This is a genomic window from Daejeonella oryzae DSM 19973 (genome assembly GCF_000422945.1).
Taxonomy (GTDB): domain Bacteria; phylum Bacteroidota; class Bacteroidia; order Sphingobacteriales; family Sphingobacteriaceae; genus Daejeonella; species Daejeonella oryzae.
Window position 1 is genome coordinate 1,473,294 of the sequence record NZ_AUHA01000002.1, and the last position, 21,555, is coordinate 1,494,848.

34 protein-coding genes are annotated in these 21,555 nt (G+C 38.0%); 30 read left to right on the forward strand and 4 right to left on the reverse strand.

What is annotated here, in order from left to right; all coding sequences use genetic code 11:
* The first annotated feature begins 95 nt into the window (after positions 1-95).
* Positions 96-656, forward strand: a complete 561-nt coding sequence (gene pth / locus G521_RS0106825) for an aminoacyl-tRNA hydrolase (protein ID WP_026897870.1) — start codon at positions 96-98, stop codon at positions 654-656.
* Positions 657-660: 4 nt separating this feature from the next.
* On the forward strand, positions 661-1,008 hold the full coding sequence (locus tag G521_RS0106830; RefSeq protein ID WP_036678287.1) for an ArsC family reductase: 348 nt from the start codon (positions 661-663) through the stop codon (positions 1,006-1,008).
* 36 nt (positions 1,009-1,044) lie between these two features.
* On the opposite strand, the gene G521_RS0106835 is transcribed toward G521_RS0106830, so the two are convergent.
* Positions 1,045-3,510: a helix-turn-helix domain-containing protein gene (locus G521_RS0106835; RefSeq protein WP_036678290.1), complete on the reverse strand. Its 2,466-nt coding sequence runs from the start codon at positions 3,508-3,510 to the stop codon at positions 1,045-1,047.
* A gap of 262 nt (positions 3,511-3,772) precedes the next feature.
* Between G521_RS0106835 and rpsL the strand changes: the two genes are divergently transcribed.
* The 4 genes from rpsL to rpsJ all read left to right on the forward strand — a co-directional run bounded on the left by rpsL (position 3,773) and on the right by rpsJ (position 7,221).
* Positions 3,773-4,186, forward strand: a complete 414-nt coding sequence (gene rpsL, locus G521_RS0106840; protein WP_026897873.1) for a 30S ribosomal protein S12 — start codon at positions 3,773-3,775, stop codon at positions 4,184-4,186.
* A 15-nt stretch (positions 4,187-4,201) separates the two neighbouring features.
* On the forward strand, positions 4,202-4,669 hold the full coding sequence (gene rpsG / locus G521_RS0106845) for a 30S ribosomal protein S7 (protein ID WP_026897874.1): 468 nt from the start codon (positions 4,202-4,204) through the stop codon (positions 4,667-4,669).
* Between the two features lie 10 nt (positions 4,670-4,679).
* On the forward strand, positions 4,680-6,788 hold the full coding sequence (gene fusA, locus G521_RS0106850) for an elongation factor G (protein ID WP_026897875.1): 2,109 nt from the start codon (positions 4,680-4,682) through the stop codon (positions 6,786-6,788).
* A gap of 127 nt (positions 6,789-6,915) precedes the next feature.
* On the forward strand, positions 6,916-7,221 hold the full coding sequence (gene rpsJ / locus G521_RS0106855; RefSeq protein ID WP_008244591.1) for a 30S ribosomal protein S10: 306 nt from the start codon (positions 6,916-6,918) through the stop codon (positions 7,219-7,221).
* 198 nt (positions 7,222-7,419) lie between these two features.
* On the opposite strand, the gene G521_RS0106865 is transcribed toward rpsJ, so the two are convergent.
* The 3 genes from G521_RS0106865 to G521_RS0106875 form a co-directional block, all read right to left on the reverse strand.
* Positions 7,420-7,959 (reverse strand): hypothetical protein, encoded by a 540-nt coding sequence (locus G521_RS0106865; protein WP_026897876.1) that lies wholly within the window; start codon positions 7,957-7,959, stop codon positions 7,420-7,422.
* A 32-nt stretch (positions 7,960-7,991) separates the two neighbouring features.
* A complete protein-coding gene (locus G521_RS0106870; RefSeq protein ID WP_026897877.1) occupies positions 7,992-8,510 on the reverse strand; it encodes a hypothetical protein in 519 nt (172 codons plus the stop codon).
* A gap of 201 nt (positions 8,511-8,711) precedes the next feature.
* Positions 8,712-9,326 (reverse strand): hypothetical protein, encoded by a 615-nt coding sequence (locus tag G521_RS0106875; RefSeq protein ID WP_026897878.1) that lies wholly within the window; start codon positions 9,324-9,326, stop codon positions 8,712-8,714.
* A gap of 432 nt (positions 9,327-9,758) precedes the next feature.
* On the opposite strand from G521_RS0106875, the gene rplC reads away from it, so the two are divergent.
* The 24 genes from rplC (at position 9,759) to rpmJ (ending at position 21,528) form a co-directional block, all read left to right on the forward strand.
* On the forward strand, positions 9,759-10,376 hold the full coding sequence (gene rplC, locus G521_RS0106880; protein ID WP_026897879.1) for a 50S ribosomal protein L3: 618 nt from the start codon (positions 9,759-9,761) through the stop codon (positions 10,374-10,376).
* 4 nt (positions 10,377-10,380) lie between these two features.
* Positions 10,381-11,010 (forward strand): 50S ribosomal protein L4, encoded by a 630-nt coding sequence (gene rplD / locus G521_RS0106885; RefSeq protein WP_026897880.1) that lies wholly within the window; start codon positions 10,381-10,383, stop codon positions 11,008-11,010.
* A 1-nt stretch (position 11,011) separates the two neighbouring features.
* Positions 11,012-11,302, forward strand: coding sequence for a 50S ribosomal protein L23 (gene rplW / locus G521_RS0106890; RefSeq protein WP_026897881.1), 291 nt, complete (start codon positions 11,012-11,014; stop codon positions 11,300-11,302).
* A 7-nt stretch (positions 11,303-11,309) separates the two neighbouring features.
* On the forward strand, positions 11,310-12,134 hold the full coding sequence (gene rplB, locus G521_RS0106895) for a 50S ribosomal protein L2 (RefSeq protein WP_026897882.1): 825 nt from the start codon (positions 11,310-11,312) through the stop codon (positions 12,132-12,134).
* Entirely contained in the window at positions 12,134-12,400 is a 267-nt protein-coding gene (gene rpsS / locus G521_RS0106900; RefSeq protein ID WP_026897883.1) for a 30S ribosomal protein S19, read from the forward strand. Before rplB ends, rpsS begins: the two co-directional genes overlap by 1 nt.
* 3 nt (positions 12,401-12,403) lie before the next feature.
* Positions 12,404-12,766, forward strand: a complete 363-nt coding sequence (gene rplV, locus G521_RS0106905) for a 50S ribosomal protein L22 (RefSeq protein WP_026897884.1) — start codon at positions 12,404-12,406, stop codon at positions 12,764-12,766.
* 4 nt (positions 12,767-12,770) lie between these two features.
* Complete coding sequence (rpsC, locus tag G521_RS0106910; RefSeq protein ID WP_026897885.1) at positions 12,771-13,658, forward strand: 30S ribosomal protein S3; 888 nt, start codon at positions 12,771-12,773, stop codon at positions 13,656-13,658.
* A 40-nt stretch (positions 13,659-13,698) separates the two neighbouring features.
* On the forward strand, positions 13,699-14,121 hold the full coding sequence (gene rplP, locus G521_RS0106915; protein ID WP_026897886.1) for a 50S ribosomal protein L16: 423 nt from the start codon (positions 13,699-13,701) through the stop codon (positions 14,119-14,121).
* Between the two features lie 113 nt (positions 14,122-14,234).
* Complete coding sequence (gene rpmC, locus G521_RS0106920; RefSeq protein WP_026897887.1) at positions 14,235-14,462, forward strand: 50S ribosomal protein L29; 228 nt, start codon at positions 14,235-14,237, stop codon at positions 14,460-14,462.
* Positions 14,463-14,476: 14 nt separating this feature from the next.
* Complete coding sequence (gene rpsQ / locus G521_RS0106925; RefSeq protein WP_026897888.1) at positions 14,477-14,731, forward strand: 30S ribosomal protein S17; 255 nt, start codon at positions 14,477-14,479, stop codon at positions 14,729-14,731.
* Between the two features lies 1 nt (position 14,732).
* On the forward strand, positions 14,733-15,101 hold the full coding sequence (rplN, locus tag G521_RS0106930) for a 50S ribosomal protein L14 (protein ID WP_008244575.1): 369 nt from the start codon (positions 14,733-14,735) through the stop codon (positions 15,099-15,101).
* A 1-nt stretch (position 15,102) separates the two neighbouring features.
* A complete protein-coding gene (gene rplX / locus G521_RS0106935) occupies positions 15,103-15,444 on the forward strand; it encodes a 50S ribosomal protein L24 (protein WP_026897889.1) in 342 nt (113 codons plus the stop codon).
* Entirely contained in the window at positions 15,444-16,013 is a 570-nt protein-coding gene (rplE, locus tag G521_RS0106940; protein ID WP_026897890.1) for a 50S ribosomal protein L5, read from the forward strand. The genes rplX and rplE overlap by 1 nt, the downstream gene beginning before the upstream one ends.
* The gene (gene rpsN / locus G521_RS0106945; RefSeq protein WP_026897891.1) at positions 16,013-16,282 is read left to right on the forward strand and encodes a 30S ribosomal protein S14; all 270 of its coding nucleotides are present in this window, start codon (positions 16,013-16,015) and stop codon (positions 16,280-16,282) included. Before rplE ends, rpsN begins: the two co-directional genes overlap by 1 nt.
* Before the next feature lie 131 nt (positions 16,283-16,413).
* On the forward strand, positions 16,414-16,812 hold the full coding sequence (gene rpsH / locus G521_RS0106950) for a 30S ribosomal protein S8 (RefSeq protein ID WP_026897892.1): 399 nt from the start codon (positions 16,414-16,416) through the stop codon (positions 16,810-16,812).
* 14 nt (positions 16,813-16,826) lie between these two features.
* Positions 16,827-17,384, forward strand: a complete 558-nt coding sequence (gene rplF, locus G521_RS0106955) for a 50S ribosomal protein L6 (RefSeq protein ID WP_026897893.1) — start codon at positions 16,827-16,829, stop codon at positions 17,382-17,384.
* A 5-nt stretch (positions 17,385-17,389) separates the two neighbouring features.
* Positions 17,390-17,743, forward strand: coding sequence for a 50S ribosomal protein L18 (gene rplR / locus G521_RS0106960; RefSeq protein WP_026897894.1), 354 nt, complete (start codon positions 17,390-17,392; stop codon positions 17,741-17,743).
* Positions 17,744-17,755: 12 nt separating this feature from the next.
* Positions 17,756-18,274, forward strand: coding sequence for a 30S ribosomal protein S5 (gene rpsE, locus G521_RS0106965; RefSeq protein ID WP_026897895.1), 519 nt, complete (start codon positions 17,756-17,758; stop codon positions 18,272-18,274).
* Positions 18,275-18,278: 4 nt separating this feature from the next.
* Positions 18,279-18,458 (forward strand): 50S ribosomal protein L30, encoded by a 180-nt coding sequence (gene rpmD / locus G521_RS0106970; RefSeq protein WP_026897896.1) that lies wholly within the window; start codon positions 18,279-18,281, stop codon positions 18,456-18,458.
* Positions 18,459-18,552: 94 nt separating this feature from the next.
* Positions 18,553-18,999: a 50S ribosomal protein L15 gene (gene rplO / locus G521_RS0106975; RefSeq protein WP_026897897.1), complete on the forward strand. Its 447-nt coding sequence runs from the start codon at positions 18,553-18,555 to the stop codon at positions 18,997-18,999.
* Positions 19,000-19,002: 3 nt separating this feature from the next.
* Positions 19,003-20,328 carry a preprotein translocase subunit SecY gene (gene secY, locus G521_RS0106980; protein ID WP_026897898.1) on the forward strand — a complete coding sequence of 442 codons (1,326 nt, stop codon included), beginning with the start codon at positions 19,003-19,005 and terminating at the stop codon, positions 20,326-20,328.
* A 5-nt stretch (positions 20,329-20,333) separates the two neighbouring features.
* Positions 20,334-21,119, forward strand: a complete 786-nt coding sequence (gene map / locus G521_RS0106985; RefSeq protein ID WP_026897899.1) for a type I methionyl aminopeptidase — start codon at positions 20,334-20,336, stop codon at positions 21,117-21,119.
* Between the two features lie 72 nt (positions 21,120-21,191).
* Positions 21,192-21,410, forward strand: a complete 219-nt coding sequence (infA, locus tag G521_RS0106990) for a translation initiation factor IF-1 (RefSeq protein WP_026897900.1) — start codon at positions 21,192-21,194, stop codon at positions 21,408-21,410.
* 1 nt (position 21,411) lies between these two features.
* Positions 21,412-21,528, forward strand: coding sequence for a 50S ribosomal protein L36 (gene rpmJ, locus G521_RS16695; protein WP_036678297.1), 117 nt, complete (start codon positions 21,412-21,414; stop codon positions 21,526-21,528).
* Positions 21,529-21,555 lie beyond the last annotated feature (27 nt).

Consider the following 21,555-nt stretch of genomic DNA (forward strand, 5'->3'; position numbering starts at 1 on the left):
ACAGATTGTGTAAATTACAATGATAAATGGCAGTACAGAATTATTCTGTACTGCTTTTTTTTTAATTTATCTTTTATCCTATATAAATACCTTTTATGAAATACTTGATTGTAGGCCTGGGAAATATTGGTCCTGAATATGCTGATACTCGACATAACATTGGGTTTATAATAGTGGATGAAATGGCCCGCCGTGCCAGGGAATCGTTTCATAACATGCGTCTGGCGTATTACACGGAGCTGAGTCATAAGGGCAAAAAAATACATTTAATTAAACCTACCACTTTCATGAATTTAAGTGGTAAAGCGGTTAATTACTGGATGCAGGAATTAAAAATTCCGGTTGAGAATGTATTAATTATTGTGGATGATCTGGCCTTGCCATTTGGCACTATTCGTTTAAAACCCAAGGGAAGTGCCGCCGGTCATAATGGTTTAAGAAGTATTGAAGCAGTTCTTGGAAGATCCGATTATCCAAGGCTCAGATTTGGTATCGGTGATAATTATCCTAAAGGCCGGCAGGTTGATTATGTATTATCCGGATTTGATAAAGAAGAACTACTGGATTTACCGGCATTAACGGATCGTTGTATAGAAATTATCGAAAGTTTCGTGAGTGCAGGAGCTGAATTAACCATGACCAGATTTAATAAATAATGTGATGAAAGTTTACGGAATCAAAAACTGTAATACAGTTAGCAAAACAATAACCTGGCTCAATGAAAATAATATTGAATTTGAGTTCCATGATTACAAGAAATCAGGCATCAGCGAAAGCAAATTAAAGGAATGGGCAGATCAGGTCGGCTGGGAAGCATTGATTAATAAAAGAGGGACTACCTGGAAAAAGCTAGATGCGGAAACTCAGATTTCCATCGTATCTCCTGAAACCGCATTTGCGGTCATAGTACAAAAAACAAGTTTAATTAAGCGCCCAATTCTGGAAACATCAAAAGGCATCCTGCTTGGTTTCGAGGAGTCTGTTTACCGGAAAGAGTTAATTGGCTAATGCTTTACCGGTTCTTTTTATTAAAAGTTGAATTGATTATTCAACTTCTGCATTAATAAATGCAAGATGATTCATCACAGCTTTTAAATCTCCGTAAGAAATATCATCTCCTAAGGCGGATTTTATTTCATTACTGCCTGCACCCGGATGCTGAATGATGTAGGCCATAATTCTGGCAACTTTTAGTTTTGAAACAATATCGAATATAGAGATTTCTCCGCTACTTATGAAATGCGCTAAATGACCTTCTATGGTTGCGGTTGTAAACCCACGTTCAGAAGCTATTTCCGCAATTGATTTCCCTTCTTTATACAAATCAAATGAAAGTTTTTTAGTGTCAATTTTAATTTTTTCCGCTTTTAAAGGAATCATCATTGCAGTCCGCTGTATATCATTATCCTCGCAATAATCATTAATCAATTTCATTATTTGTGAGCCATATTGCTTCACTTTTGTTTTTCCAATACCCTTAACAGATCCAAGTTCATCCAGATTTGATGGTAATTTTTTTACCAGTTCTTCAAGGGCCTTTTGTGGCAATACCATATAAACCGGCAAATCGTTCTCTTCAGCCAAATTATCCCTCCATCTTTTAAGTTCAGTATAAAGTTTTGGGTGAGCTATATCAGAAGGGGATTTAACCGTTCTTATTTGTTTATTATTTTTTGACTTCTCCGAGTAATCTATTTCTGCATTTGCTGTAGTTTGAAGATAGGAGAGAGTAGAAAAACCGTTTTGGCAAACCTTCATACCTGCCATCTTTACAAAAGCCTCTTTTTGCAAAGTAGCCATCGCTTCGGTTATACTTGCTTGTACAGCTTTATTGTCGCTATCTATATTGATTTTTTGCGAAGTCAGATAAATCCCGGTTTCAATTTTCTCATGAAAATAGGAGCATGCCTTTTTTAATCTTTCCTGCAGTTCCGTGTTTTCTTCAGGCATATCTTCAGAAATTAACAGGTTTCCGAGCTGCTTTTTAAAGATATTTGCAACAGTATAAATTTCTTTTTCTGAATTGAGGTGCAAGGTATTTAATTCGTTTATAAGTGTTGCAGGCAGCGAGGGATGATGATCTTCAGCCAATTTCCTGCAATGATAATAGCGTGATTTGATAGAGGTAAAATCAAATAACTGATATAATAAGGATTGCTGAAAAGCAATTTTAGAATCCTGCAAATGCTGCTCGCCCGGGGCATTTTTGTCTGCATTTTTGGTGTATTCAGCAACCGTTCCATCTGTTTTTACACTATTAAAAGAAATTGGCGAACGCAGCACCATTCCTTCAAAACTTTTACATCGGCTTAAAGCAACATAAACCTGCCCGTGTGCAAAGGCTGCGTTTGCATCAATAATTGCTTTTTCAAAAGTTAAACCCTGACTTTTATGGATTGTTATCGCCCAGGCTAACTTAAGCGGATATTGTGTAAAGCTGCCAATTATCTGCTCCTCAACCTCTTTGGTTTGTGTATTAAGAGTGTATTTAATATTAGTCCAGTCAAGAGGTTCAACCTTAATTACGTGTAAATCTCCGGGGCACTTAACATAAATAATTTCATTCTCAATTTTAAGCACCCGGCCAATTTTACCATTGTAAAATAACCGTTCCCGGGATGGATCGTTTTTAACAAACATTACCTGTGACCCTATTTTCAATTCTAGCTCTGCAATTGTGGGATATGTATATTCAGGAAAGTCATCCCGGATAACTGCACTAAAAGTGTATACCGGTTTATTGATCTCTTTGAGCTTTACTTCATTAATCTGCTGCGCCGATTGATTGTGTGTTGTTAAGGTAATATATCCCTCATCATCCGCAGGTTTAAAATCTGGAATGTAGCGCTGATTGAGCTGTTGTAAAATATTTGCATCAATATTATTCTGACGAACGCTGTTTAACAAATCAATAAAATACGTATCAGACTGTCGGTAAATATGTTTAAGCTCAATACTTACCGGCAATGTCTTTTGCAAGGCCTTACTGCTGAAGAAATACATATTAGGATAAAAATCTTTCAGGATTCTCCATTCTTCATCTTTAACTACCGGCGAGAGCTGATGCAAATCTCCAATCATTAATAATTGCACTCCGCCAAAGGGTTTGTTTGGATTCTTATAGCGCTTTAGTATCTCATCCATGTTATCCAAAGTATCGGCACGCACCATGCTTATTTCATCGATCACCAATAAATCCAGACTGCGGATGAGGTTGATTTTGTCGCGATTAAATCTTTTCTGTCTTTGCGCATTATCATTTGCCAATCCTGCACCTTCTGCAACGTAAGGACCAAACGGCATTTGAAAAAAAGAATGGATAGTTACTCCGCCGGCGTTAATTGCTGCAACCCCGGTTGGCGCAACAATAGCCATTCGTTTAGGCGATGACTTTTTTAAATTGTGTAGGAAAGTGGTTTTTCCGGTTCCAGCCTTTCCCGTAAGGAAAATGTTCCGGTCTGTAAACGTCACAAAATTATATGCCAGATTCAGCTGGAGATTGGAATTCATTATCTTAGTTTTTATAGATTAGTTGTTAAATTAAACTGTTTATTAATTACAGGAACTGATATAATCTCCGGATGGAGTTAATATTAATTTAAGAACTTTTAGCTTATCATTCTTGTTGGTACGCTCATTATTTATAGTCCACCGATGGAAATCTTAATCCAGGCTAAATAAATAAATCCCAACCTCTTGATTATCACAAATTAAGTTTCTACTTTTGCAGTCCCTTAAATAAGGATAAAACTATAAACAATAAAAGGAAAAAATGCCTACTATCCAACAATTAGTTAGAAAAGGTAGAGTAGCTCTGGTTGACAAGAGTAAGTCACCAGCGTTGGACAGCTGTCCACAGCGAAGAGGAGTGTGCACCCGTGTGTATACCACTACCCCTAAAAAACCAAACTCAGCAATGCGTAAAGTTGCACGTGTGCGCTTAACCAACGGAAAAGAAGTGAATGCTTACATTCCGGGTGAAGGTCACAACTTGCAGGAACACTCTATCGTGTTAATCCGTGGTGGTCGTGTTAAAGATTTACCAGGTGTGCGTTACCACATCATCCGTGGTGCATTAGATACTTCAGGCGTTGCCGGTCGTAATCAGCGTCGTTCTAAATACGGAACTAAAAAACCAAAACCAGGTCAGGTAGCAGCAGCTCCAACCAAGGGTAAAAAGAAATAAACGGAGGAAAGCAACATGAGAAAGTCAAAACCAAAAAAGAGAATCATCCTGCCAGATCCAAAGTTTAACGACGTAATGGTAACCAGGTTTGTAAATAACATGATGTATGATGGAAAGAAATCCATTGCATACAGCATTTTTTACGATGCAGTAGAATTAATAGAGAAAAAAACCAGCGAAAGCGGTTTGGAGGCTTGGAAAAAAGCTTTGAATAATGTAATGCCGGCAGTTGAGGTTAAATCTCGTCGTGTGGGTGGTGCAAATTTCCAGGTTCCAACAGAAGTTCGTCCGGAGCGTAAAATTGCTTTGGGAATGAAATGGTTGATTAACTATTCGCGTAAGCGTGGTGAAAAAACCATGATGGAGAAATTAGCCGGTGAAATTATTTCTGCTTCTAAAGGCGAAGGTGCCGCAGTGAAAAAGAAAGAAGATACCCATAAAATGGCTGAAGCGAACAAAGCGTTCTCTCACTTCAGATTCTAATTAAAATATAATGTCAAGAGATTTAAAATACACAAGAAATATTGGGATTGCAGCTCATATTGATGCGGGTAAAACCACAACTACCGAGCGTATTCTTTACTACTCTGGTGTGAGTCATAAAATAGGTGAAGTGCACGAAGGTGCAGCAACTATGGATTGGATGGCACAGGAGCAGGAACGTGGAATCACTATTACTTCTGCAGCTACAACTGTAGATTGGAAATACAGAGGCCAAACATACCATATCAACATTATTGATACACCGGGACACGTGGATTTTACCGTAGAGGTAAATCGTTCATTACGTGTATTGGATGGATTAGTATTTTTGTTTTCTGCGGTTGACGGTGTTGAGCCTCAATCTGAAACCAACTGGCGCTTAGCAAATAACTACAGCGTTGCACGTATCGGTTTTGTTAACAAAATGGATCGTTCAGGTGCTGATTTCTTAAAAGTTGTGAAGCAGGTTAAGGACATGCTTGGGTCTAATGCAGTTCCATTGCAATTGCCTATCGGCTCTGAAGATACTTTCAAAGGTGTGGTTGATTTAATTAACTTCCGTGGTATTGTTTGGAATGAGCACGATAAAGGAATGACCTTTACCGAAATTCCAATTCCGGAAGATATGATCGAGGAAGCAACTGAGTGGAGAGAAAAACTTCTTGAATCTGTAGCGGAATATGATGAAGGCTTAATGGAGAAATTCTTCGATGCACCCGAAACTATTACCGAACGTGAAGTTTTAGATGCTTTACGTCAGGCTGTTTTGGATGCAAAGATTGTTCCTATGGTTTGTGGTTCATCTTTCAAAAATAAAGGTGTTCAAACCATGCTTGATTACGTGATGGAATTACTTCCTTCACCGATGGATGTGGAAGGTATTTCAGGTACTCATCCCGATACTGGTGAAGAAATTGTTCGTCAGCCATCTGAAAAAGAGCCATTCGCAGCATTAGCATTTAAAATTGCAACCGATCCGTTTGTAGGCCGTTTATGTTTCATCCGTGTGTACTCAGGTAACCTTGAAGCAGGCTCGTATGTTTACAATATGAGATCTGGTAACAAAGAGCGTATTTCCCGTATCTTCCAAATGCATGCTAACAAGCAAAATCCTATTCCAAATGTTGGAGCGGGTGATATTGCAGCAGTTGTTGGATTTAAAGATATTAAAACAGGAGATACTCTTTGTGACGAGAAAAACCCAATCATCTTAGAATCTATGAATTTCCCTGAGCCGGTAATTGGTTTAGCTATCGAGCCTAAAACTCAGGCAGACGTAGATAAATTGGGTATGGCTTTAGGAAAATTATCAGAGGAAGATCCTACATTCCACGTAAAAACGGATGAAGAAACTGGTCAGACAGTTATTTCAGGAATGGGCGAGCTTCACCTGGATATTATCATGGATCGTTTGAAACGTGAGTTTAAAGTTGAAGTAAATCAGGGTGCTCCTCAGGTTTCTTACAAGGAAGCAATTACAGGTACTACACAGCACCGCGAAACCTATAAGAAACAAACGGGTGGTCGTGGTAAATTTGCCGATATACAGGTTGTTATTTCTCCTAATGATGAAGGAAAAACTGGTTTACAGTTTATCAATGAAATTTCTGGTGGATCTATTCCCCGTGAATTTATCCCTTCTATCGAAAAAGGATTTGCAGCTGCAATGGTAAATGGCGTTTTGGCCGGATATCCTTTACAGGATATGAAAGTTCGTTTAATTGACGGATCTTTCCACGCGGTCGATTCAGATGCTTTATCATTTGAAATTTGTGCTAAATCCTGCTTCCGCGAAGCTTTACCAAAATGTAAGCCTGTTTTAATGGAGCCGATCATGAAAATCGAAATATTAACCCCTGAAGAAAACATGGGTGATGTAATCGGTGATATGAACCGTCGTCGTGGACAGCTTTTAGGTATGGATTCACGTGCCGGTGCTCAGGTTATTAAGGCTACTGTTCCCCTTTCAGAAATGTTTGGTTATGTAACTCAACTACGTACTATCACTTCTGGTCGTGCAACGTCTACAATGGAGTTTGATCACTATGCTGAAGCTCCAAGAAACGTACAGGAAGAAGTTATTGCTAAAATTAAGGGCAAAAAAGCAGCTAACGCTTAATTGCAAAAGAGATAAGAGATCCAGGAGTAAAGATGATTATCGTTTTATTCCTGACTCTTTAATCAGATAAAATAATCAGGTTCTCGTTATAAATAGCTCTAACGAGGATCATAAACTAAAAATAAAAATGAGCCAACGTATCAGAATCAAATTAAAATCTTACGATTATAATTTAGTAGATAAATCTGCTGAGAAAATCGTTAAGACCGTAAAACCTACAGGTGCTGTAGTTAGCGGACCAATTCCATTGCCAACTGAAAAGAAAATTTTCACAGTTTTGCGTTCTCCGCACGTGAATAAAAAAGCTCGTGAGCAATTTCAGTTATGTGCTTACAAGCGTTTGTTAGATATTTACAGTTCTAATTCTAAAACTGTTGATGCTTTAATGAAACTTGAATTGCCAAGTGGTGTTGAAGTAGAAATCAAAGTATAGGTTATACTTAATGATAAAAGAAAGGCTACCCGATGGGTGGCCTTTTTTGTTTCTATTTTTTAGAGGCTAGCTTCCGGAGTGGGTTTATCATCTATCAGAAAATCAAGTTCAGATTTTGCTGTCTCCGGCAGGATTATTAACAAATAAAAAAAGCTTTCCAGAATATGGAAAGCTTTTTTATGTCAATTTAAAACAGAATTAGTTTCCTGATTTTGTTTTCATTTCATCGTCTTCAATTTTGGTTTTCGAATCTCCGTCTTTGATCTTTACTTCATCACCGTCAACTTTCTTTTTATAATCACCGTCTTTCACTTTGCTGTCTTCACCGTCAATCTTGATTTTAGAATCGCCGTCTTTGATCTTTATTTCATCGCCGTCAACTTTAACTTTAGTTTCATCAAAACTCCATTTTCCACCGGTATTAACCAACGAATGGTTTACTACTAATCCTGTTTTGTATAAAGTATCAGAGGTGGTCGGGTTGATATAAAAGTCAACAGGAACTTTGCTGATGCTGTCAATTGCGTAGCCAGTTGTGGGATCAACCACAATATAAACTGTTTTTCCAGTATTCAGATCTACATAAGATCCCGGAACTACGGTTGCCTTGGTTTCGGTATATTCTACATTATCTGTATCAGTAGAATCATTCATCTCAACAGTTTTTTGTTCGTTATTGCAGGCTGCAAATGCAACCATCATTGTTGCTCCTAAAACTAATTTATAAGTCGTTTTCATTTTGCTTTGTTTAATTTTAAATCTGTAATTGTTTAGTTTTTTGTTTTAGTAACTACTCCGTCTTCTATTTTTATCTTGGTATCGCCATCTTTAATTTTCACTTCATCGCCATCTACCTTCTTTTTATAGTCTCCATCTTTAATTTTCATCTCATCGCCATCCACCTTCTTTTTATAATCACCGTTTTTGACTTTGTATTCATCTCCATCTACTTTCTTTTTGTAGTCGTCGTATTTTATTTTGATCTCTTCATCATCAACCTTAACTTTGGTTTCATCCACTTCATAAATGCCTTCTGTACTCGCAATTAATTTATTATTAACTACTACCCCAGTTGTAAAAACAGTATCCTGATTGTCATCAACATATAAATACACAGGTTTTTTGGTCTCTGCATTATAGGCATATCCGGTTTCGGGATCTGCCATCACCTCTATAGAATCTCCCGTATTTAGATCTACGTAAGTTCCGGGAACAATTTTTTGATTGTTGTTACATGATGCCAATGCAATGATCATTGCGGCACCTAGAATTTTGCTGTAAGGTTTCATAATTTTCTGGTTTAATAGTTATATAGTAATCAACTATGAAACCAAAACAGAAATTTAAAGAGGAAGTCTCCTCCAGACTTTAAAAACAGGGGAATATTGAATTGGGAAAAACTATAAGCGATTGAGTATTGTCAGTATACTGTCTTTATTACTAAACACATTGTCTTTAATAGTACGATATTTTAGTTGAAATTAAAATAACTAACGTGCTGTTAATTCGTCAACTCTGTTCTTTTCAGTTTGCAGTTCTCGGGCAAGACGTTTTTCCTTTTCGTTCGCTTTAATTTTATAAGTCTGAAACTCTTCAGATAAATCTGAAAATAACTTAATACGGTAGCGTGCTTCTTTTCTGTAAGATTGCGATTGGAACAGGGTAAACGCAAGGGCGGCTGCTAACAAAAATAAAACTCCCCACATAACCATACTGTATGTAGATTTATTTACTGGCATTCCTAGAAATTCAATTTGATTAATCAGATCTTCAGATTTACTTAAATTTTCTTCTTTGGTTTTTATACCGGCATTTAAAGTATTAATCTGCTTGTTCTGATCATTTAATTGTGAAATTGCCTCGGCAAGTTTTTGCCGGCTTGTATTTAAACTATCCGTGAGATTTCTTTTAAAGGTTTGCAGCCTTACCGGATTGATAATCTTATATCCCTGATTATTATTTTTAGATTTTTTAATAAGTTCATTATACTGACCTGAAATAGTAGGATCTGAAGTCTTTAATGTATCCTGGGCAATTGCAGAAGTGCATAAAAATCCCAGGAGCAGGAAAAATGATAAGAAATGTTTTGCTGTATATTTTGTCATGAACTAAGAAATTGATTTAAAAACCTTCTAAAGTAACCGTCTTAAAAATCATTTATTGTTGCCTATGTTATTAAATCACATTAAAAAGTGTTTTAAAGTTGGCAATCAACCTTTTAAATATATTGATAAGAGATGTATTTTTAAATGTTCTTTTAGTTGCTTTCTTATTAAATGTTGAATTTATAATTTGCTGATAAATACAATCATTCTCCTGTTTTTCGTTTTATATTGAAGAAATTCAAAGAATAATTCTTCATTTTATTAAAACAATATGTGCGGATAAAAAATATATTATCACTTATTGTAGAAAATAACTTCCTAACTGTTTGATAATTAATAAGACTTTTCTATCTTTGCCCTCCCTTTAAGGGGTTTACTATGCCTTGAACGAAGCCCTACTGCTTCGATGGGCACAAATTGAATTATTAGAAAATGTCAGGAATTATTGGAAAAAAAGTAGGAATGACCAGCATTTTCGATGCTGAAGGGAAAAACATCCCTTGTACAGTTATCGAAGCTGGGCCTTGCGTAGTAACTCAACTACGCACCGTTGATCAGGACGGCTACGCAGCAGTTCAGTTAGCTTTCGATGAAAAGAAAGAAAAAAACACATCCGGACCATTAAAAGGACATTTCGTAAAAGCAAGCACAACTCCAAAGCGTAAGCTGGTTGAGTTTAAGACGTTTGAAGATGAGAAAAGCCTTGGTGATACGGTTACTGTAGAAATTTTTGCCGAAGGAGACTTCGTGGATGTAGTTGGTACATCTAAAGGTAAAGGTTTCCAGGGTGTTGTTAAGCGCCATGGTTTTGGTGGTGTGGGTGGTCAAACTCACGGTCAGCATAACCGTTTAAGAGCGCCGGGTTCATTAGGAGCTTCTTCATGGCCTTCACGTGTATTCAAAGGAATGCGCATGGCAGGACGTATGGGTGGTGATCGTGTAAAGATCCAAAACCTGGAGATTCTGAAAGTGTATCCGGAACAAAACTTATTAGTAGTTAGCGGTTCAATCCCGGGAGCTAAGGGTTCTTACGTAATCGTTGATAAATAAGAGGATGGAAGTTAACGTAATAAATATATCAGGCAAAGAAACAGGTGCCAAGGTGCAACTTCCTGATGCGATCTTCGCGGTAGAACCCAGCGATCACGCAATCTACTTAGATGTTAAGCAATACCTTGCGAATCAACGCCAGGGAACGCACAAGTCTAAACAACGTAATGAAATTGCAGGTTCAACCCGCAAATTATATAAGCAAAAAGGTACAGGTGGTGCCCGTGCCGGATCAATAAAATCTCCATTGTTTAATGGTGGTGGTCGTGTATTCGGTCCTCAGCCACGTGATTATAGCTTTAAGCTGAATAAAAAGCTGAAATCTTTGGCTCGTAAGTCTGCTTTGACTTATAAAGCACAGGATAACAATATTGTGGTTTTAGAAGACTTCAGTTTTGATGCTATCAGTACTAAAAATTACATCAAGTTGGTTTCAGATTTAAACCTGACTGACGAGAAAACATTATTGGTATTGCCGGCTGCAGATAATAATGTTTATTTATCAAGCAGGAATTTAAAGAAAGCAAAAGTTGTTACCGCTGCTCAGCTTAATACATATGATGTATTAAACGCAGGAAAACTTTTGTTAACTGCAGAAACTGTTAAAACATTGGAGGAGGCGTTTGCCAAATAAGATGGAAATTTTAAAGAAACCTATTTTAACTGAAAAAGCATCAGCATTAACTGAAAAGTTAAACCGCTTTTCTTTTAAATGTGATCACAGAGCCAACAAATTACAGATCAAAGGTGCGATCGAAAAAATGTATGGTGTGAATATCGAAGCTATCAATACAATGGTAGTTTTTGGAAAAACAAAAAATCGTAATACTAAAGCAGGTATGGTATCTGGTAATGCTGCCAAATACAAGAAAGCTATTGTTACGCTTAAAGATGGTGAAACCATTGACTTTTACAGCAATATTTAATTAAGACATGGCAGTAAGAAGATTTAAACCGGTTACCCCTGGTACTCGTTTCAGAGTAGGAGGAGTTTTCTCTGATGTAACAACTAACGTTCCTGAAAAGTCGTTGGTTACAGCAATCAAGAAATCTGGAGGTAGAAATAATTCCGGTAAAATGACTATGCGTTATCTCGGTGGGGGACATAAAAAGTCATACCGATTGATTGATTTTAAACGCGATAAAAACGATATCCCCGCAACTGTTGCCACAATTGAGTACGATCCGAATCGTAGCGCACGTATCGCCCTGGTAAATTATGCCGATGGTGAGAAACGTTACATCATTGCTCCAGAAGGTTTAACAGTAGGTCAGAAGATAGTTTCTGGCGATGCTGTACCACCCGAAGTTGGTAATTCATTACCATTAAAAAGCATTCCTTTAGGTTCTATTATTCATAATATTGAATTGAATCCGGGACAAGGTGCCACAATTGCTCGTAGCGCCGGAACATATGCCCAGTTATCAGCACGTGACGGTAAATACGCTATCATCAAGATGCCATCAGGCGAAACCCGCATGATTTTATCTACTTGTATGGCTACTATCGGAACCGTTTCAAACTCTGAAAAAGCTAACGAAGTGTTAGGTAAAGCAGGTAGAAAACGTTGGTTAGGACGTCGCCCAAGAGTTCGTGGTGTAGCCATGAACCCAGTCGATCACCCAATGGGTGGTGGTGAAGGTAGATCATCAGGTGGTCACCCTCGCTCTAGAAAAGGTTTGTTATCGAAAGGTTTCAAAACTCGCGACAAAAAGAAATCATCGGATCGTTACATCATTGAGAGAAGGAAGAAATAATGGCTCGTTCAATAAAAAAAGGACCCTATATAGATCATAACGTAGAGAAGAAAGTAAACTCTATGAATGATGCTAATAAAAAATCGGTAATTAAAACCTGGTCACGTCGGTCAATGATCTCCCCGGATTTTGTCGGTCATACGTTCGCAGTTCATAACGGAAATAAATTTATTCCTGTTTATGTAACGGAAAATATGGTTGGTCATAAATTGGGAGAATTTGCTCCAACCAGGACATTTAGAGGTCACGCTGAAAAGAGGAAATAAGCAATGGAAGCAATAGCAAAATTAAATAATTGCCCTACCTCACCACGTAAAATGAGATTGGTTGTCGATCTGATCCGCGGTGAAAGAGTTGAGAAAGCGTTATACATCTTAAAGTATACGAATAAAGAAGCTGCAATAAGAGTTGAGAAACTTTTATTATCAGCCATCAAAAACTGGGAGGCTAAAAACGAAGGCCAGCGTCCGGAAGACAATGAATTGTTTGTGAAAACAATCATGGTAGACGGTGGACGTCAGTTGAAGAGATTAAGACCAGCTCCTCAGGGTCGTGGACATAGAATTCGCAAGCGTTCTAATCACGTTACTCTGATAGTTGACAGTAAGAATATTGAACCAAAAGCTAACTAAGGAAATGGGACAAAAAGCAAATCCAATAGGTGCCAGATTAGGTATCATCAAAGGATGGGATTCTAATTGGTTCGGTGGCAATGACTACTCCGAGAAATTAGTTGAGGACGAAAAAATCAGAAAATACCTGTCTGCACGTATTTCAAAAGGCGGAATATCTAAAGTAGTTATCGAGCGTACTTTGAAACGTATCACTATAACTGTTCACACTGCCCGTCCGGGTATTGTAATCGGTAAAGGTGGTCAGGAAGTAGATAAGATTAAAGAAGAGTTAAAGAAGCTGACTAAAAAAGATGTTCAGATCAATATTTTTGAGATCAAACGTCCTGAACTAGATGCACAATTAGTTGCAGAAGGTGTAGCCAAGCAATTGGAAGCTCGTATTTCTTTCCGTCGTGCCATGAAAACTTCAATCGCATCAACTATGCGTATGGGAGCTGAAGGAATCAAAATTATGTGTTCTGGTCGTTTAGGGGGTGCTGAGATGGCACGTACCGAACAATACAAAGACGGTAGAACTCCATTGCATACATTACGTGCTGATATTGATTATGCATTAGCTGAAGCCTTAACCACTTATGGTAAGATTGGTGTTAAAGTATGGATCTGCAAAGGTGAAGTATATGGTAAACGCGATCTTTCACCTAACATTGGTCAAACTACCGGTGTAAAAGGTAAAGAAGGTAGCCAGGCTCCATTTAGCGGTGGCGACAGACGCGGTGGTGCAGGTGCAGACAGACGTGGTGGCGATAACAGACGTGGCGGTGATAACCGTGGCGGCGCTAACCGTGGTGGTGGTGCAGGAGCAGGCGGCGGTGCGAACCGTGGCGGCGGACCGGGCCAGAATCGTGGTGGTGGAAACGCAGGTGGTGGTTTCAGACCAAAAAAATAATTAAGATTTAGACATCGGTTAACGATAAAAAAATAAGAACATGTTACAGCCAAAGAGAACGAAGTTCAGAAAGATGCAGAAGGGCAAAATGAAAGGTTTAGCCACCCGTGGTGCTGAACTTGCATTCGGTTCTTTCGGAATTAAATCATTAGAGCCTGCCTGGATCACCAGTCGCCAGATCGAAGCTGCCCGTATTGCGGTTACCCGTTTTATGAAACGTGAAGGTCAGGTGTGGATCCGTATTTTCCCGGACAAGCCCGTTACCAAAAAACCAGCCGAAGTACGTATGGGTAAAGGTAAAGGTGCACCGGAATATTGGGTAGCAGTAGTAAGACCAGGAAGAATGATTTTTGAAGCAGAAGGCGTGCCTTTAGAAGTAGCTAAAGAAGCAATGCGTTTAGCAGCTCAAAAATTACCGGTACAAACCAAATTCGTTTTACGTAGAGATTACGTAGAAGTATAGAAAGGCTATTCATTGTAAGCTGAAGATTTCCTTCAATTTACAATGAATATCTAATAACAGTTGTTGGCCGTTACCTAACAACTAACAACGGTTAACTAACAACTAATATTAAAATGAAGAACGCAGAAATTTTAGAGCTAACAACCGAAGAAGTTGTAGCCCGAATTAATGAAGAGAAAGCTAATCTCACCAAATTAAAATTTGCACATACAGTTTCAACTATCGAAAATCCTACCCGGATTACTAAAGTTAGAAAAGATGTTGCACGTTTAAACACAGAATTGACTAAGCGCAAGGCGGAAGCACAAGCATCTGCTGCGACAGAGTCCGCTTCTGAATAAATCAAGAGTCCAAAATGGAAAGACAATTAAGAAAAACAAGAACCGGGCTGGTTGTAAGCAACAAGATGGCAAAGTCTATCGTGGTTGCTGTTGAGCGGAAGGTGAAGCACCCGATCTATGGTAAGTTCGTGAAGAAAACTACCAAATTTATGGCTCATGACGAGACTAACACGTGTGGTATAGGTGACACGGTTGTTATTATGGAAACTCGTCCGCTGAGTAAGACCAAGAACTGGAGATTAGTGGAAATTTTAGAAAGAGCTAAGTAACATGGTACAACAGGAATCAAGACTGAATGTTGCTGACAACAGTGGAGCTAAAGAAGTTTTAGTGATCCGTGTTTTAGGTGGTACCGGTAAGCGTTATGCATCCATAGGTGACAAAATAGTTGTTACAGTAAAAAGTGCGCTTCCATCAGGTAACATCAAAAAAGGAACTGTCTCTAAGGCAGTTGTTGTGAGAACAAAAAAAGAAATAAGACGCAAAGACGGATCTTATATCCGCTTTGACGATAATGCAGCGGTATTATTGAATGCACAGGACGAACCGCGTGGAACACGTATCTTCGGCCCAGTTGCCAGAGAATTGCGTGAGAAACAATTCATGAAAATTGTATCACTAGCACCGGAGGTTTTGTAAGATGAAAAAGAAAGTAAACACACAACCTAAGTTGAAAATCCGTAAGGGTGACCTGGTAATGGTTATCGCCGGAGATTCTAAAGGTACACAAGGAAAGGTTTTAGAAGTTTTGTTGGAAAAAAACAGAGCGATTGTAGAAGGTGCCAATATGGTATCTAAGCATACAAAACCAAGTGCGGCTACTCCAAACGGAGGAATCGTTAAAAAAGAAGCTACGCTTCACGTTTCTAACCTGATGCTTATTGATGCCAAAACCGGCAAAACTACGCGTATTGGTAAAAAAAGAGATTCTGAAGGTAAATCAGTTCGCATATCTAAAAAATCTGGGGAGGAAATTAAGTAATGACTTACGTACCAAGATTAAAATCAAAATATAAAGAGGAAATCGTTACCGCTTTAAAGGATAAATTCCAATATAAAAGCGTAATGCAGGTACCTCGCCTAAGTAAAATTGCCATCAACCAGGGTGTTGGTGCAGCAGTTACTGACAAGAAATTAATTGACAACTCTATTAAAGAGATGACAACTATTACCGGTCAGCAGGCCATTGCAACAAAATCAAAAAAGGATATCTCAAACTTTAAATTACGTAAAGGTATGCCAATTGGTGTACGTGTTACTTTACGTGATAACCAGATGTATGAGTTTCTAGATCGTTTGATCGCGGTAGCTTTACCTCGTATCCGTGATTTCAAAGGTATTAATGATAAAGGTTTTGATGGCCGTGGTAACTACACATTAGGTGTTACTGAGCAGATCATTTTCCCTGAGATTAATATTGATCAGATCAACAAAATAATGGGTATGGATATTACTTTTGTAACCACTGCAAAAACAGATGTTGAAGCATTGGAATTACTTAAGCAATTTGGTTTACCATTTAAGAATCAAACTCCAAATACAAATCTATAATGGCTAAAGAAGGTGTAAAAGCACGCGACGTTAAACGTGCCAGATTAGTTGCTAAGTATGCTGACAAAAGAGCTGCAATGAAAGCGGCAGGTGATTACGAAGGATTAGATAAATTGCCGAAGAATGCTTCTCCGGTACGTTTGCATAACCGTTGTAAGTTATCTGGTCGTCCACGCGGTTATATGCGTCAGTTTGGTATTTCACGTATTGTTTTCCGTGATATGGCCCTTGCAGGTAAAATTCCTGGTGTTAAAAAAGCAAGCTGGTAAAATTAAAAGCAGGTTATAGGGTAAAGATTATTTCTAAAACCTGAAGCTGCCTGCTTTAATTAATAAAAATTAACCGATGTAAGGTCGCCCCGAATAGTTTGGGAAGGAAACCAACATCATAACTCAATAAAATGAATACAGATCCAATAGCAGATTATCTTACAAGAGTAAGGAATGCCATTAAGGCCAACCACCGGGTTGTTGAAATTCCTGCATCAAACCTTAAAAAAGAAATGACTAAAGTTCTTTTTGATAAAGGTTATATCACAAATTATAAGTTTGAGGATACCGATCCGCAGGGAATAATTAAAATTGCACTGAAGTATAACCCCATTACAAAAATACCTGCTATACGCACAATTTCACGTGTAAGTAAACCTGGTTTAAGAAAGTATGCTGGTGTTGCAAATATGCCACGTGTATTAAACGGTTTAGGGATCGCTATCCTTTCTACTTCTAAAGGTGTAATGACTGATAAAGAAGCTAGAAACCTTAATATTGGTGGCGAAGTTTTATGTTACGTTTATTAATAGGAGGATAAGAGATGTCAAGAATAGGAAAAGCGCCAATAAGTATTCCTTCGGGAGTAACTATTACAGTTTCTGATGATAATTTAGTTACAGTAAAAGGGCCAAAGGGAGAATTAACTCAGAAAGTAGATTCAGAAATGATTCTTACCCAGGAAGACGGAACCCTTACAGTTTCACGTCCTTCAGAACAAAAACGTCATAAAGCATTGCACGGCTTATACCGTTCATTAATTAATAACATGGTTTTGGGTGTAACTGAAGGTTACAAAACTCAGCAGGAGCTAGTAGGTGTAGGTTACCGTGCAACCACCAATGGTAATACATTGGATATGGTTTTGGGATTTTCTCACCATTATGTGTTTGAGTTACCTAAAGAAATCACAGTTACTACAACTGCAGATAAGGGTAAGAACCCAACCATCATTTTAGAAAGTATCGACAAACAATTATTAGGACAAGTAGCAGCAAAAATACGTTCGTTACGTGCTCCTGAGCCTTACAAAGGTAAAGGTATCAAGTTTGTAGGTGAAGTGTTAAGAAGAAAAGCTGGTAAATCAGCCGCTAAAAAATAATCATCATGGCAGGAATTAAATTATCTCGCAGAGAGCGAATAAAAAGAGGAATCAGAAAGAGATTAACCGGTTCTGCTGAGCGCCCGCGTTTATCTGTATACAGAAGTAACAAAGGAATTTATGCTCAAATTATCGATGATAATAGCGGCTTAACCATTGTTTCAGCATCATCTTTATCTAAAGATTTTACTGCTGAAGGAAATAAATCTGAGCAATCAAAAGCAGTTGGAAAAGCAGTAGCTGAAAAAGCTCTTGCAGCCGGTGTTAGTCAGGTAGTTTTCGATCGTAATGGTTATTTATATCATGGCCGCATCAAGTCATTGGCTGAAGGTGCACGTGAAGCTGGTTTAATATTTTAATCTGAAACAGAGATGTCAACTATCAATATAAAAAGAGTAAAAACAAGCGAAATTGAATTGAAAGATCGCTTAGTTAGTATCCAGCGTGTTGCTAAAGTTACTAAGGGCGGGCGTACATTCAGTTTTTCAGCTATCGTAGTGGTAGGTGATGAGAACGGTGTTGTAGGATACGGACTTGGTAAAGCAAAAGAAGTTACTGAGGCAATTGCCAAAGGAATTGATGATGCGAAAAAGAATCTGGTTAAAGTTCCAATTATTAACGGAACAGTACCTCACGAGCAAGTAGGTAAATATTCAGGTGGTTTTGTATTTATCAAACCAGCTGCAAATGGTACCGGAGTTATTGCTGGTGGTGCAATGCGTGCAGTTTTAGAGAGTGCAGGTGTTCACAACGTATTAGCAAAATCAAAAGGATCATCTAACCCGCACAACGTGGTTAAAGCAACTGTATTAGCACTTTCACAAATGCGTGATGCTTATACTGTAGCTCAGCACCGTGGTGTTGATTTAAAGAAAGTATTTAACGGATAAGCACATGGCTAAAATTAAAATCACTCAAATCAAAAGCGTTATCGACAGAAGCGAGCGCCAGAAAAGAACCATGCAGGCTTTAGGTTTAAGAAAAATAAATCACTCTGTAGAGGTTGAAGCCAATCCGGCAATTATCGGAATGGTTAGAAAAGTAAACCATTTGGTAGCTGTAGAAGCTATTTAATTATTGAAACTGTTTTTTTAAACAGTTTCAATTTATTTATTTATCGTTGTCCCTGATTAGTGAAAGCGAAGGGCACATAAAAAAGTTTGAAATAATGAACTTAAGTAATTTAAAACCTGCAGAAGGTTCTACAAAAAATAGAAAAAGAATTGGTCGTGGTACCGGTTCTGGTCGTGGCGGAACATCTACACGTGGTCATAAAGGTGCCGGATCTCGTTCTGGTTACAAAAGCAAAGTAGGATTTGAAGGTGGTCAGATGCCATTACAGCGTCGTGTACCTAAGGTAGGATTTAACCCGATTAATCGTGTTGAATATGTTTCCATTAACCTGGATGCCTTACAAGCTCTTGCTGAGAAATTCAACCTGACAACTATTGATTTCAATACGTTTAAAGAACACGGATTAGCATCAAAAAATGATCTGATCAAAGTTTTAGGACGTGGAGAATTAACAGCAAAGTTAGAAATTACAGCCCATGCATTTTCAGCAACTGCTCAAAAAGCAATTGAAACTGCAGGTGGTGCAATCGTAAAATTGTAATACATGAAGAAGCTGTTCACAACTTTATCCAACATCTGGAAAATTGACGACTTAAGAGCTAGAATTTTATTCACGCTCTTATGTCTTTTAGTTTATAGGATAGGATCATTTATTGTATTGCCGGGTGTAGATCATAACACTCTGCAAACTGAAGCAAAAGAAGGTTTATTAGGTTTGTTGAACATGTTTGCCGGAGGCTCTTTTTCCAGAGCTTCTATCTTCGCTCTGGGTGTAATGCCTTATATTTCTGCCTCTATTGTTGTGCAGTTATTAGGTATTGCGGTTCCTTATTTCCAGAAGTTGCAGAAAGAAGGTGAAAGCGGTCGTAAGAAAATTAATCAGCTAACCCGTTACCTCACGTTGGTTATTACAGCATTACAAGCTGTAGCATACGTAAGATCACAAATTAGTCCGGATGCCCGGATGATGTCTGAGCCATTATTCACTATATCTTCAATGGTTATTTTAACTGCAGGTACTATGTTCATCATGTGGCTTGGAGAAAAAATTACTGATAAAGGTATTGGTAATGGAATCTCAATTTTGATCATGGTGGGTATCATCGCTCAGTTACCGTTTGGTGTGAGTTCTGAATTTATCTCACGTATGGGTGGCCAGGGTGGTTTAGTTCCATTTATCGTAGAGATTGCTGTTTTGTTTTTAGTAGTTATGTTCACTATCCTGATAGTGCAGGGAGTACGTAAAATACCTGTTCAGTATGCAAAAAAGATTGTTGGAAATAAACAATATGGTGGTGTTCGTCAGTACATTCCTTTAAAGGTAAATGCAGCGGGTGTAATGCCTATCATTTTTGCTCAGGCAATTATGTTTGTACCAGCAACAGTCGGACAATTTTTTCCGGGTGCTCAATCATCATTTTTAGCTTCTTTCAGTGATTATACATCTTTAACTTATAACCTGACTTTCGCTTTCATGATCATCGCCTTTACGTTCTTCTACACTGCCATAACCGTTAATCCGGTTCAAATGTCAGATGATATGAAAAAGAACGGTGGATTTGTACCGGGAGTTAAACCAGGTAAAACAACTGGAGATTATATTGATTCTGTGATTTCAAAAATTACGTTACCCGGATCTATATTTCTTGCTATAATCGCAATCATGCCATCTATAGCTATCATCTTCGGTGTTAACAGTCAATTTGCTCACTTCTTTGGAGGAACATCACTGTTAATTCTTGTAGGAGTTGTTTTAGATACTTTACAGCAAATTGAAAGTCACTTGTTAATGCGTCATTACGATGGATTAATGAAAACCGGACGGATTAAAGGTCGTTCACCAGTTGCTGCAGGTGGTCCTGTAATATAAAACGAATGTCTAAGATTTATTATAAGTCTGTCGAAGAGATAGAACTCATAAGAGAAAGTTCTTTACTTGTTGCTAAAACACTGGGGGAAATTGCGAAAGTAATCAGACCAGGGATTCAAACTATAGAATTAAATAATCTGGCTGAAACTTTCATCCGTGATAATGGAGGAGTTCCTGCCTTTTTAAACTACAGTGGTTTTCCTTATTCTTTGTGTATTTCATTAAACGACCAGGTAGTTCATGGATTTCCCGGCACGTATGAATTAAAGGATGGTGATATAGTTTCGGTTGACTGTGGCGTCATTCTCAATAAATATTTTGGAGATTCGGCTTATACTTTTGCTATTGGTGAAGTTAAACCCGAAACTCTGCAGCTGATGAAGGTTACACAGGAATGTCTGGATCTGGGAATTCAAAAAGCAGTTGTTGGAATGCGGACCGGTGATATTGGTTATGCTGTTCAGGAACATGCTGAAAAGAATGGCTTTGGTGTAGTTAAGGAATTGGTTGGTCATGGAGTTGGAATAAAGCTTCATGAAAAACCCGAAGTTCCAAATTACGGTAAACGTGGTTCGGGCATCAAGCTGGAAGAAGGAATGGTCATTGCCATTGAACCTATGATTAATGCCGGTCGTGCCGGTGTTAAGTTTTGGAAAGATGGCTGGACTGTTAGCAGTATAGATGGTAAACCTTCAGCACATTACGAACATACAATCGCTGTAAAAAAGGGTAAAGCAGATATTCTATCAACATTTAGTTACGTTGAAGAAGTTTTAAAACAAAAACAATAAAAAGTTAATATTTTTATTTAATTTTGCCGACCCGTACGGGCGGGGCTAATTGAGTAGAAATCAATAAAATATATGGCCAAACAGGCTTCGATTGAACAAGACGGAATTATAAGAGAGGCATTGTCTAATGCAATGTTTCGTGTGGAGTTAGAAAACGGACACGAGATTATTGCTCATATTTCCGGTAAAATGAGGATGCACTACATCAAAATTTTACCAGGTGATAAGGTAAAGCTGGAAATGTCTCCATATGATTTAAGTAAAGGCAGAATAACTTATAGATATAAATAAGATGAAAGTAAGAGCATCAATAAAAAAGCGTAGTGCTGATTGCAAAATCATTCGCCGTAAAGGTGTACTTTATGTGATCAACAAAAAGAACCCAAAGTATAAACAACGTCAAGGATAACAAGAATTTAAGGTTTTGGATTTACGA